Genomic DNA, 252 nt, shown 5'->3' on the forward strand with positions numbered 1-252 from the left:
TGACCAATACGGGATCAACGACGCTTACCAACGTTCGCATCACCGACCCGTTGTTGGTAGCACCGAACGGTAGTTTATCAGGCGGTCCAATCGCCACACTTCCCCCAGGTCCAAGTGGCACTGACAATACTACCTTTACTGGAACCTACACGATCCAGCAATCTGATATAGATAACAGCGGAGTGACCAATCAGGCAACTGCAACTGGAACGACACCAAATGATGGAGACATCACGGATCTATCGGGATCCA

The 252-nt window shown here is 50.8% G+C and carries 1 protein-coding gene; it reads left to right on the plus strand.

Annotated elements, in window-relative coordinates; all coding sequences use genetic code 11:
- Nucleotides 1-252 (plus strand): DUF7507 domain-containing protein (locus IQ282_RS00115; protein WP_194849925.1); only part of this gene is annotated, 252 nt, incomplete at both ends.

This window comes from Nonlabens antarcticus, assembly GCF_015356755.1.
GTDB classification, from domain to species: Bacteria; Bacteroidota; Bacteroidia; order Flavobacteriales; family Flavobacteriaceae; genus Nonlabens; species Nonlabens antarcticus.